Source organism: Candidatus Palauibacter sp., from assembly GCF_965208055.1.
Classification (GTDB): Bacteria; Gemmatimonadota; Gemmatimonadetes; order Palauibacterales; family Palauibacteraceae; genus Palauibacter.
This window is the reverse complement of the sequence record NZ_CBDBNY010000004.1, coordinates 837572-849986: the sequence shown is the minus strand read 5'-3', so window position 1 is coordinate 849986 and position 12415 is coordinate 837572. Positions and strand designations below refer to the sequence as shown.

Sequence of the window (12415 nt, the reverse complement as noted above, 5' to 3'; positions counted from 1 at the left end):
CGGCATGGTTCCGATGTACTGGGCGCTGGTGATTCCGCTCGCCGGCGCCGTGCTCATCGCGACGGTCGGCCGCTGGCCCAACCTTCGGGAAGCCGTCACGCTCGGCACGGGCGTCGCGCTCCTCGGGTTCGTCACGTCGCTCCTGCCCCACGTCCTCGCGGGGGCGAACCCCGGCATCGTGCTCGTGTGGCTGCTCCCCAGCCTCCCTCTGGTGCTGCGGCTCGAGCCTCTCGGCATGCTCTTCGCCCTCGTGGCCTCCGGCCTCTGGATCGTCACTTCGCTGTACTCGATCGGCTACATGCGGGGTCACCGGGAGGCGCACCAGACGCGGTTCTACGTCTGCTTCGCGGTCTCCATCTGCGCCGCCATGGGCGTGGCGCTCGCGGGCAATCTGCTCACGCTGTTCCTCTTCTACGAGCTGTTGACGCTCTCGACGTACCCGCTCGTCTCGCACCACGGGACGCGGAAGGCGATGAAGGGCGCCCGCACGTATCTGGGGATCCTCGTCACGACATCCGTCGCCTTCCTCCTCCTCGCGGTGGCGTGGACGTGGGTCCTCGCGGGCACGCTCGACTTCCGCGTCGGGGGGATCCTGGCCGGCCGGGCGAGCGACGGCGTGCTCCTCGTCCTGCTCGCGCTTTTCGTCTTCGGGACGGGGAAGGCGGCCCTCATGCCGGTGCACCGCTGGCTGCCCGCCGCCATGGTCGCGCCGACGCCGGTGAGCGCGCTCCTGCACGCGGTCGCGGTCGTGAAGGCCGGCGTGTTCACGATCATGAAGGTCGTCATCTACATCTTCGGCCTCGACCTGCTGACCACGACCGGGGCCAGCGAGTGGCTCATGTACGCCGCCGGCTTCACGATCATCGCGGGTTCGCTCGTCGCCATGGCGCAGGACAACCTCAAGCGGCGCCTCGCTTACTCCACGGTGAGCCAGCTCTCGTACATCGTCCTCGGCGCGGCGCTCGCGAACGCCTGGGGCGTGGTCGGCGGCAGCATGCACATCGCGATGCACGCCTTCGGCAAGATCACCCTCTTCTTCTGCGCCGGGGCGATCTACGTCGCGGCGCACAAGACGGAGATCAGCGACATGCGCGGGCTGGGCCGCGCCATGCCGATCACGATGGCGGCCTTCCTCATCGGCGCCCTCAGCGTCATCGGCGTCCCGCCCCTCGGCGGGAGCTGGAGCAAGTGGTATCTCGCGCTCGGCGCGCTGGACGCCGGGCAGATCCTCTTCGTCGCCGTCCTCATGATCAGTTCGCTGCTGAACATCGCGTACCTCGTCCCGATCCCCATCCGGGCGTTCTTCTCGAAGCCCGCCGATGGGTCGGACCCGCCGCGCTTCAAGGAGGCGCCGGCGTTCTGCGTGGCGGCGCTCTCGTTCACGGCGCTCGGCTGCATCGTCCTCTTCTTCCTCGCGGACGATGTGTATCGCCTGCTCGTCCCCCTGGGCGGAGGGTAAGCCATGGCCTCTGACAAGCACGATACGGGCGAACGGCCGCGGGATTCGGGCAGGCACTACTTCGACGATCCGAAGCGCTGGCGGCGGCTGATCGCGATCCTGTTCGCGGTGTGCGGCGTCCTGTTCGCGCTCGACTTCGTGAACTTCCTGCAGCAGCGGATGGGGTGGCACGAACTGCGCCACCCGGAGCGCGACTGGGAGGGACTGCCGCCCTTCTACGCCCTCTACGGGTTCCTCGCCTATACGGCGATCGTCTACACCGCCAAGCTGCTCCGGAAGGGCGTGATGCGGGACGAGGACTACTATGATCGGTAGCCTTCCTCCCGCCGCCGTGATGATCCTCGGGGCGCTCTTCGTCCCGCTGCTTCGCGGTCGCGCGCGCACGGGATGGGTGCTCCTCCTGCCCGTCGCGAGCCTCGCCGCGCTCCTTGCGCTGGGCGAAGGAGAATTCGGGCAGGTCTCGTTCTTCTCCTACGAACTCACGCTCGTCCGCATCGACGGGCTGAGCCGGATCTTCGGGTGGCTCTTCCACATCGCCGCCCTCATCGGGCTCATCTTCGCTCGGCGGGGGGGAAGCGCGCTCGAGGATGCTTCGGCGCTGGTCTACGCGGGGGCCGCGATCGGGGCGGTCCAGGCCGGCGACCTGATCACGCTGTTCGTGTTCTGGGAGCTTCTGGCGCTGAGTTCCGTCTTCCTCGTGTGGGCGCGCGGCACGGAACGTTCATACCGGGCGGGGATGCGCTACCTCATCGTGCAGGTGGGGTCCGGCGTCGTGCTCCTCGCCGGGATCATCGCCCACGCGCGGGCGGCCGGCTCCGTCGCCTTCGGACCCATGGAGACCGGGACGGTGGGGACGAACCTCATCCTGCTCGGCATCGGCATCAAGGCGGCGTTCCCCCTCCTCCACACCTGGCTCACGGACGCCTATCCGGAGGCCACGTACAGCGGCGCCGTCTTCCTGAGCGCCTTCACGACCAAGGTCGCCGTCTACGCGCTGGCGCGGGGATACCAGGGGGAGGACCTCCTCATCTACGTCGGCGTCCTCATGACGCTGTTCCCGATCTTCTACGCGGTGATCGAGAACGATCTGCGCCGCGTGCTCGGCTACAGCATGATCAACCAGATCGGCTTCATGGTGTGCGGCATCGGGATCGGCACCGAGATGGCCGTGAACGGCGCGGTGGCCCACGCCTTCAACGACGTACTCTTCAAGGGCCTCCTGTTCATGTCGACGGGGGCGCTGCTCTACCGCGCGGGGACGACGAAGTGCAGCGAGCTGGGCGGACTCTACAAGAGCATGCCGAAGACGGCGGCGCTGTGCGTGATCGGCGCCGCGTCGATCTCGGCCTTCCCGCTGTTCAGCGGCTTCGTGAGCAAGTCGATGGTGATGGCGGCGGCGCTGGAGCAGAACCTCGACATCGTCTGGCTCTTCCTCCTCTTCGCGTCCGCCGGCGTACTCCACCACGCGGGGATCAAGATCCCGTTCTACGGCTTCTTCGGGCCGGATTCCGGAATCCGCACGAAGGAGGCGCCGAGGAGCATGCTGATCGCGATGGGGATGGCCGCCTTCCTGTGCGTGTTCAACGGGACGTTCCCGACGCTGTTCCTGTACCCGAACCTGCCGTACGAGGTGACCTACGCGCCGTTAACGTCCGCGCACGTGATCAGCCAGCTGCAGCTGCTCTTCTTCGCCGTCCTGGCCTTCGTGTGGCTGAGGCTGTCGGACCGCGAGCCGCACGAGTTGCTGTCGACGAACCTGGACGCGGACTGGCTCTACCGCCGGCTCGGCAGGGGCGTCGCGCTCGCCGCCGGGGGGGTCGCGGGGCGGCTGCGGGAGGCCGTGGCGTCGCGCTCGGTGTCCGCGGCGGGAAGCGCGATCGATGCGGCGCGGCGCTACATGGGCCCCAGCGGCGTTCTGGCCCGCACCTGGCCCACCGGCACCTCCGTGATCTGGGTCGCCATCCTGCTCGGCGTCTTCCTCCTCCTCTACTACGCGCGATAGGCGAAGTCCGGCGTGGAGCCAAACAGAGCCTCGCCTTCCCGGACGCTGATCGAGTCCATCCTCGCCGGGTCCGAGGCGATCGTCGCACTCGGCGTCACGCTCGACGAGGTGAACGAGGACACCGTGGTCCTAAGGATGACCATGCGTCCCGACCTGACCCGCGACGGCACGATCTACCATGGGGGTCCCGTCGCATCGCTGATCGACATCGCGGGAGACATGGTCGTCGCGGCGCGGGCCGGGGGCGGCGTGCCCACCATCTCGCTGCGGGTCGACTACCTGCGCCCGTGCACGGGTTCGTGGCTGCGGGCGACGGCCCGCCTGCGTCGCTTCGGCCGCACGATCTCGGTGTCGGACGTCGACGTGCACGACGACCGGGGCCGCCTGTGCGCGGTGGGGCGGGGGACCTACTCCTCCATCGTGGGGTGACGCGGTGAAGGCCGCCCGGCTGGTCATCGGGGCGCGCCGGTCTCCGCTGTCCCGGGCGCAGGCCGAGTGGGCCGGCGACCGCCTCCGCGAGCGCTGGCCCGGCCTGCCGGTGGCGTACCGCTTCCTCTCCACGGCGGGGGATCGCGACCGGGTCACGCCGCTCCCGGCGATCGGAGCCAAGGGGCTGTTCACGGAGGAGCTTGAGCGGGCGCTCCGGGACGGGCGCATCGATGTCGCGGTGCATTCGCTCAAGGACCTGCCCGCGGAGTCGCCGCACGGAGTGACGCTGGCGGCGGTGCCGGAGCGGGAGGACCCGCGCGACGTGCTCGTGGTTCGGGACGTGCGCGGGGGCGGCGGGCGGCGCGGCGGATTGGACGTGCTGGGTCGCCTGCCCGCCGAGTCGTGCGTCGGCACGTCATCCCTCCGGCGCGCCGCCCAGCTCCGCGCCCACCGGAGCGACATCGCGCCCGCGCCGATCCGCGGCAACGTGGGCACGCGACTCCGCAAGCTGGACGAAGGCGGCTTCGATGCGCTCGTCCTGGCCGCCGCCGGGCTCCGCCGCCTCGGGCTGTGGCCGCCGGGCACGAGCGTCCTCGACGAGGGCTGGCTGCCCGCGCCGGGCCAGGGAGCCCTCGGCCTCCAGTGCCGCGCGGGCGACGACGGGGTACTGGACCGGGTGGGCGCCCTCGACGACCCCGCCGCCCGCGCCGAGGTGACCGCCGAACGCGCCCTCCTCGCCGCCCTCGAGGGCGGCTGCCGGGTACCCATCGCGGCCCGCGCCCGGCGCGCGGGGGAAGATCTTCGGCTCGAAGCGGCCGTCTACGACGTGGCCGGCGGGCGCCCACTCGAGGCCATCGGCCGGGGACTCGCCGCGAACGCCGAGCGGTTGGGGCGCGAACTCGCCGCCCGCCTGCTGGATGCCGGAGCCGGCGCCCTCGTCGCCCGCGCCCGCCGCTCGACGCCCTTCGCCTGACACCCGCATTCGGGGAGCGGGGCGCTCCAAAATTGGGGGCGCGCAACTATGGCCGGTCGGCTCATATTCAGCCCTCATCGCAAGGTGCGGTCGGAGGACGCTTACCTACGACTTGTGACGTGAAACGGGGAAACATGAGCTTTAGCATTAGCCGCATAACTGTGACACTCGCTGCCGCGCTTGCGGTGGTCGTGGTCCACGCCTGCGGCAACGAGGCGGGGGAGCCGGAGCCGCCCCGCCCGCCACCGGACCGGGTGGATGTGGAACGGGCTGCGCTCGTCGCGCTCTACGATGCCACGGACGGACCAAACTGGGAGCGCAACCACAACTGGCTGAAGGATGTACCGTTGGGGGATTGGTTCGGCGTGGACACCGACGCCGCCGGGCGTGTGATCAGTCTTGACCTTAGTCGCCTAAACGGTTTTGAGCGGCCCCTCGCAGGTCCGATTCCCCCCGAACTTGGCAACCTGTCCAGTCTGGTATCGCTAAATCTAAGCGATCACGTGCTGTCGGGTCCGATCCCGCCGGAATTGGGCAATCTCGCCCATCTGAAACACCTGGACCTTGGCAATGACCCACACAGGAGGTTCGGGAATAACCATCTCTCGGGCCCGGTCCCGCCGGAATTGGGCAATCTCGCCAATCTGCGGAGACTGAGGCTCGACGGAAACAAGCTGTCGGGCCCGATCCCGCCGGAACTGGGCAACCTGGCCAATTTGGTGAGCCTGGTGCTCGACCGGAATCGGCTCTCGGGCCCGATCCCGCCGGAACTGGGCAACCTGGCCAATTTGGTGAGCCTGGTGCTCGACGGGAACCAGCTCTCGGGCCCGATTCCCCCTGAACTTGCCAATCTCGCCAACCTGGTAAACCTGGAGCTCGGCAGTTTCCGCGATATCATCCAAGAACGGTATATCTTCGGGAACCGGCTCTCGGGTACGATTCCGCCGGAACTGGGTAACCTCGCCAATCTGCGGAGGCTGGGGCTCGCCGGGAACGAGCTTTCGGGTCCTGTCCCGCCGGAACTCGCCGATCTCGCCAGCCTGACGTCACTGTATCTTTCCCATAACGGCCTGACCGAACAGCTTCCCCGCAGCTTTCTGGATCTTTCGCTTGACGAGTTCTTGTGGGACGCCAACGCGGGGTTGTGCGCCCCCGACACGACGGCGTTCCGTGCCTGGTCGGCTGGTATCTCCGATCACGAGCCGGGGCCCTTCTGCTCCGGAGACCGCAACGCGAGCGGATCCGCGATGTCCATGGTTGCGGGAGGCGCGCCCGTGGGCCGCGAGACCGACCCCGGCATGGCGATCCTCCGAAAGTCGTTTAGGTTTTAGGTTCGGCAGGGGAACGGAAGGGAGGCACCAATACCGATGAATGCGAAGTCATGTCCGTCTTGCGATATGGCTGCCGCGCCTGGCACCCAGTGGTGCGCGGTGTGCCGGAGCAACCTGAGCGATCCGGCGGCTGGCAGGCTGGCCGCGCCCGCGAAGCGTTTGGCGGCGAGCCTGCTGGATGGCGCCGTACCGTTCGGCGGGGGGCTTTTCAGCGTGGCGGTTGCGCGGGACGAACTGGAGGGAATGCTCGGCTTGGCGGTCGTTGCCGCCTACGCGGTCTGGTCGCTGGTTCTGTTCGGGACGGGCAGGACGCCCGGCAAGCTGCTGCTCGGCACGCGGGTGGTCGGGGAGGACCGCGCCACCGCGGGGTTCCTTCGGATGCTGTTTCGCGAGTGGATCGGAAAGCCGGTCTCCGGAATGTTCCTGCTGCTTGGGTATCTCTGGATCCTCTTCGACCGGGACAAGCAGGGCTGGCATGACAAGCTGATGTCCACGTTCGTGGTCGAGACCCCGGCGCCGGCGCGAGTCCTCGGCGGCGATCCTCCCGCGTCGCGCTGGTTGTCGGCCGCTCGGGAAGGTCGGGGCGGTGGCCGGTTCCCGGCCGGCGCTCGCCTTGCGATCATACTCGGAGCCGCCGCCCTGGTCGCGGCGGGCGGAGTAGCCGTGGCCGGCGGCGGTTCGTTGTTTCGCGACAGCGCGGGCGATGGACGCCACGCGATTGCCGATGGCGGGGACGACCTCGCCGCTCGCGGCGAGGCCGCCGCCGACGCCGGAGGCGGCCCGTTCGACGACGCGGACGACCACAGTTGCGCGCGGGGCGGTGAGACGCCGCTGTCCGCGGGGCGTTCGGCGAGCGGAACGTTGGCGCCCGGGGACGAGGACTGCTTCGCGGTGTCGGTTCCGGCCGGCGCCGCGGGGAGCGGCGTCACAATCTGGACCGAGGGTGGAACCGACACATACGGAATCCTCTACGACCGCGAATACGCGGTGCTCGCCGAGAACGACGACTTTGCGGCGGCCGACGACCTCGGCGACGTGAACTTTCAGGTCTCCGCTTCCGGCGGGCCCGGCCCGTACTACGTCAGGGTGCGCGGTTACAGCGACGCGACCGCCGGAGACTACGTGGTCCGGGCGGCCGCTTTCGCGACCGAGGACTCGCCGGCCGTAGGAGAGAGTCCGCCGGACCACGGCAACACCTTCGAGACGGCAACGCCCATCGCCATCGGCGAAACCTACATCGCTGAGGAGGATGAAGACTACTTCGTGTTCACCATCCCGACCGGCGGGTTGACGCTCGACATCGAATCGCATGGAAAAGCTTCCCACTGGAGCAGTCTGTTCGACAGTGAAACCTCTCAAATCGGTCGTTACTCCGATTTCGGGCGCGACGGCAACTTCCGTTTCGTCCGCCCGTTCCGAGAGGGAACATACTATCTGAAGGTGGAGGGCCACGGTAACAATTATGCCCTAACGTTGCGGCAGATCGAACTCCCCGCTGGACGTACGTTCGAGACGGCGACGTCCATCGCCATCGGAGACACGGTGTTGGGCTTTGCCGAATACACTGTTACCGACGCAGACAACTGGACAGAGGAACAAACAGAAGACTACTTCACGTTTACGGTGCCTTCCGACGGGTTTCGCCTCGGTGGATTCATCGACACCAGGGGAGTCGGTGTCACAAGCCAACTAATCGATGCGAACGGCGACGTCTACGGCGACTCCGGCCCGTCGGACTTTTCTGCATCCGGCACTTTGCAAATAAATGGCCCACTGCGGGCGGGCCAATACTATCTCGTTGTGAGCGGCGGACCGAGAGACCCGTATGAGGCAGACGTTTGGGCTTCTGTACGTACGCGTGGCTCCGAAGCACTGCGAAGCGAGGGTTATGGCTCGATAGACATTTTCCGACTGGAAGGCAGCTACCGACTGTTTCTATCGGAGCGACCGCCCGATGACCACGGCGACGATATTGCGAGCGCCACCACTGTCGCCATCGAGGAAACGGTGGCCGGCGAGATCTATGTGCCCGATCGGGACTATATGCGGTTCACCGTGCCCACCGACGGATTCACTGCGGAGATCTTCACGACTGGCGGCACGTTCTTGAGTGCCGTTTTGTATCGTGGGGACGGCTCATCCGTACGACCGGTTCACGGTTGGACGGCGCCGTTCCTGCCGCAGGAGTTGATGTCGGAGTACGGTGACGAATTTATCCCCAACGTGCATTGGATCCATACGCTGTCTGCCGGAACCTATTACATTGCGATAACAGCCGATGTCGTCCAGTGCTGGGAGTGCGAGGATCCGGATTGGGATGGGGGAAACTACGCGCTGACGCTTCGGAAGGCGAACTACGACGAAGTGTTCCGGACCGCGACGCCGGTTTCAGTGGGAGACACCGTGAGGGGTCGGATATCGACAGATATGCGAGCGGATCGAGCACGATTCGATGTGACAGGGGATATGGGACACGAGCTCTTTACACTTGTAGTTCCCGCAGGCGGACTGAGCCTCGAGGCCTCTGTGGGCGGAGACGACCTGTGGTCAATAGCGCTAGCAATCCATGATGCCGGGAGCGCCGTCATCGGCCGGGGCACGTTCTTACACGATGACGAGGTGTGGAGGTTGGCGTGTACGCTGCGGGCGGGCACGTATTATTTGTCAGTTCGATCAACGGTGTCACGCGAGGATGTAGAGTCGATACCCTACGTGCTTTGGCTTGGTGAGCGGCGGCCGGAGGATCAAGAGGATGCGTGTGGTCCGCCAGAGCCAGAGGAGGAACGTCAATACGGCTCACCGCGATGAACGCGAAGTCATGTCCGTCTTGCGATATGGCTGCCGCGCCTGGCACCCAGTGGTGCGCGGTGTGCCGGAGCAACCTGAGCGATCCGATGGCTGGCAGGCTGGCGCCGCCCGCGAAGCGTTTGGCGGCCAGCCTGCTGGATGGCGCCGTACCGTTCGGCGCGGGGCTTTTCAGCGCGGCGGTCGCGCGGGACGAACTGGAGGGAATGCTCGGCTTGGCGGTCGTTGCCGCCTACGCGGTCTGGTCGCTGGTTCTGTTCGGGACGGGCAGGACGCCCGGCAAGCTGCTGCTCGGCACGCGGGTGGTCGGGGAGGACCGCGCCACCGCGGGGTTCCTTCGGATGCTGTTTCGCGAGTGGATCGGAAAGCCGGCCTCCGGAATGTTCCTGCTGCTTGGGTATCTCTGGATCCTCTTCGACCGGGACAAGCAGGGCTGGCACGACAAGCTGATGTCCACGTTCGTGGTCGAGACGCCGGCGCCGGCACGAGTCCTCGGCGGCGACCCTCCCGCGTCGCGCTGGTTGTCGGCCGCTCGCGAGGGCCGCGACGGTGGCCGGTTCCCGGCCGGCGCTCGCCTTGCGATCATACTCGGAGCCGCCGCCGTGGTCGCGGCAGGCGGAGTAGCCGTGGCCGGCGGCGGTTCGTTGTTTCGCGATAGCGCGGCCGATGGGCGCCACGCGGTCGCCGATGGCGGGGACGACTCCGCCGCTCCCGAGGAGGCCGCCGGCGACGCCGGAGGCGGTTCGTTCGACGACGCGGACGACCACAGTTGCGCGCGGGGCGGTGAGACGCCGCTATCCCCGGGGCGTTCGGCGAGCGGAACGTTGGCGCCCGGGGACGAGGACTGCTTCGCGGTGTCGGTTCCGGCCGGCGCCGCGGGGAGCGGCGTCACAATCTGGACCGAGGGTGGAACCGACACATACGGAATCCTCTACGACCGCGAATACGCGGTGCTCGCCGAGAACGACGACTTTGCGGCGGCCGACGACCTCGGCGACGTGAACTTTCAGGTCTCCGCTTCCGGCGGGCCCGGCCCGTACTACGTCAGGGTGCGCGGTTACAGCGACGCGACCGCCGGGGATTATGTGGTCCAGGCCGTGGCCGGAGGCTCCGTCACTCTTCTCCTGGAAGAGTATGAAGTATGGGTGGGGGATTGGTACGACGAATCGGCGACCCATCTCGACGACAACATCTACTACAGGCTGGGAATTTCCGCCGTGCACGCGTACGGTTTCGCGTACGAGTTGGAATACCATGACGTCCCATACGGTCCCAACGCGTACTGGAGCGGGGAGCGAAGCGCACGTTTCGTCGGCCCCCGACGGGCGGAAGATCCCATGACGGGTCACGTCTTCTTGCTGTCCGTCGATCCGGTCGACCGGCACGCCCGGGTCATCGACGTGCTTGAGGGACGCCCGGGTACATTGAAGTGGAGCCCCGCTGGCGGACCGGAGACTGGGAACGGACAGTTCGTGTTTTCGAGATCTGCTTTTCGAGCCGGCTTCGATTGCGACCAGGCGGCTACACCGGTCGAGATCACGATCTGCCACGATGAGCTGCTCGCGCTGGGGGACCTCGAGATGAACGAGCTCTATCGGGAGCTCGTCGAGAGCGCCGCCATCGAGCAGGAGCGGTCGCTCAGAATCGGGCAGCGGGCCTTTCTCACGCAGCGGAACGGCGACTGCGAGAAGGACGACGGCGTGGACCGGGGTTGTATCGCCCGGCTCTATGCCAATCGTCTCGTCGCGTTGAGGAGAATTGAGGACCCTTCGCTGGGAGTTGGACCGCGTTTCGATGCGGACTATGCGAGAGCGCTTCTGCGAAGGGGGAGCGATTTGCGCCGCCACACCGATGCCCGGCTCGCCATGTATCCGCTTGAGATGAGGGTGGGCGAGACCGGCGCGACCGTGGACTGGCAGTCCGACGAGAGCGGTCTCCTATACGAGCAAACGTACACGGATACCAGGATTGTGTGGCCCGCCGACGTCGAAATCCGCTATTCGGACATGTTCTTCGTCGGAGCCGGCGGGACGGTTTTCTCGGCAGCTCACATGGTGCCTGCGGATTCCACCTGGGCCGCGGAATCGTTGCCCGAGGCCGATCTGTCGCGCCTTGAATTGGCCGCCGGGCGGGACGTCCTGACGATCTGGCCTGAGACACGAGATGCCGTGCCGGATTTGGTGCGAGCCTGGATGGACCGGCATCCCTACCCGGTATTGGCGAAACCGTAGCCTGACATTCGTCATGAACACCTTGCCGACGCTGCCCGACTCCGCCGGCGATTACCGGATCGCCGGACGCTCTGCGGGGGGCGAACAACTCTTCCCCGGCCGGGCGGCGTGGAGGCCGTAGGCTCCGCCGGTCTCACTGCCCGGGCCGGATCGTAGGCCGCCCGCGGGCGATACCATGCGTCGACTCCACCGCACAACGCCTTGTCCGGACGGATCGCAATCGCCGCCGCGAAACCCTTACCTTATTGCGATGGGTAGGGAGAGGCGGTCAAATATAAGGCAAACGGAGGTGCGGCCATGCTCGAATCCGCGGTAACGAAAAAGGGACAGACCACGCTCCCCAAGCCCGTCCGGGACACGCTGGGCGTGCGGGCCGGCGACCGCGTGCGCTACATCGTCCTGGACGGCGAGGTGCGCATACTGCCCGTGCGCCCCATCCGCCGGCTGTTCGGCGTATTGAAGCACGACGGGCCACCCGTCACCGTGGAGGAAATGAAGCGAGCCGCAGCCGGCGGGGCGTCCGAGGAGTGATTGCCCTCGACACCAACGTTCTCGTCCGCTACCTGGTGCGCGACGACGAGCGGCAGGCGGAGTCCGCTCGCGCTTTGCTGGAATCGCTCACGACGGAACGTCCGGGTTATGCCTGCCGCGAGGTTGTCGTGGAACTCGTCTGGGTCCTGGAACGGGCCTACGGGGTTTCCCGCGAACGGGTCGCGGCCATCCTGCAGGAACTCGTGGCGACGCAGAGCCTCGTGATCGAGGCCGCCGACGACGTGGCCCGAGCGGCGTTTCGCTACCGGGCAGCTGGTCCGGGATTTTCGGATCTGATGGTCCTTGCCGCGGCGGAGCGGTCCGGAGCGCGGCCGCTCTATACGTTCGACCGGAAGGCGGCGCGATTGGAGGGTGCCGAATTGCTGCGCTGAGGACCGGCGGCGTCCGCATCTTCGACCGCGACGAGGACTGTTAATTCCTCGAGCTGCAATTGGAGCATCTCTTCCCACCGCAAATCGGGGGCGCGGAACTACTCGCTGGTCCTCGAGGAGGCGGCAGCCGCCAGCCGTGAAGTGCCGTTCCTTTCGGCCCCTCTTCGTGCGCGGCGCGCGATCATTTCTCTGGCGCGCGCAGGGCTGGTGCAGCGGATCAGTGATACGCCAGACCTCTTCCGCCTCACCCCGCTCCGCCAGG

General features: G+C 67.2%; 10 protein-coding genes. All 10 read left to right on the top strand.

The annotated features are described in order from the left end of the window. The first annotated feature begins 4 nt into the window (after positions 1–4). Positions 5–1459, top strand: coding sequence for a monovalent cation/H+ antiporter subunit D family protein (locus tag ACOGXI_RS03985; RefSeq protein ID WP_419940152.1), 1455 nt, complete (start codon positions 5–7; stop codon positions 1457–1459). A gap of 3 nt (positions 1460–1462) precedes the next feature. Next, complete coding sequence (locus ACOGXI_RS03980; RefSeq protein ID WP_419937591.1) at positions 1463–1774, top strand: hypothetical protein; 312 nt, start codon at positions 1463–1465, stop codon at positions 1772–1774. Further along, complete coding sequence (locus ACOGXI_RS03975) at positions 1764–3461, top strand: Na(+)/H(+) antiporter subunit D (protein ID WP_419937590.1); 1698 nt, start codon at positions 1764–1766, stop codon at positions 3459–3461. The genes ACOGXI_RS03980 and ACOGXI_RS03975 overlap by 11 nt, the downstream gene beginning before the upstream one ends. Positions 3462–3473: 12 nt before the next feature. Continuing rightward, positions 3474–3890: a PaaI family thioesterase gene (locus ACOGXI_RS03970; RefSeq protein WP_419937589.1), complete on the top strand. Its 417-nt coding sequence runs from the start codon at positions 3474–3476 to the stop codon at positions 3888–3890. Between the two features lie 4 nt (positions 3891–3894). Further along, the gene (gene hemC / locus ACOGXI_RS03965) at positions 3895–4863 is read left to right on the top strand and encodes a hydroxymethylbilane synthase (protein ID WP_419937588.1); all 969 of its coding nucleotides are present in this window, start codon (positions 3895–3897) and stop codon (positions 4861–4863) included. Positions 4864–4997: 134 nt separating this feature from the next. After that, positions 4998–6194, top strand: coding sequence for a hypothetical protein (locus tag ACOGXI_RS03960; RefSeq protein ID WP_419937587.1), 1197 nt, complete (start codon positions 4998–5000; stop codon positions 6192–6194). A 36-nt stretch (positions 6195–6230) separates the two neighbouring features. Then, on the top strand, positions 6231–9002 hold the full coding sequence (locus ACOGXI_RS03955; protein WP_419937586.1) for an RDD family protein: 2772 nt from the start codon (positions 6231–6233) through the stop codon (positions 9000–9002). Positions 9003–9088: 86 nt separating this feature from the next. Continuing rightward, on the top strand, positions 9089–11230 hold the full coding sequence (locus ACOGXI_RS03950; RefSeq protein WP_419937585.1) for an RDD family protein: 2142 nt from the start codon (positions 9089–9091) through the stop codon (positions 11228–11230). Positions 11231–11527: 297 nt separating this feature from the next. Then, positions 11528–11761, top strand: coding sequence for an AbrB/MazE/SpoVT family DNA-binding domain-containing protein (locus ACOGXI_RS03945; RefSeq protein ID WP_419937584.1), 234 nt, complete (start codon positions 11528–11530; stop codon positions 11759–11761). After that, entirely contained in the window at positions 11758–12153 is a 396-nt protein-coding gene (locus ACOGXI_RS03940; protein ID WP_419937583.1) for a PIN domain-containing protein, read from the top strand. The genes ACOGXI_RS03945 and ACOGXI_RS03940 overlap by 4 nt, the downstream gene beginning before the upstream one ends. Positions 12154–12415 lie beyond the last annotated feature (262 nt).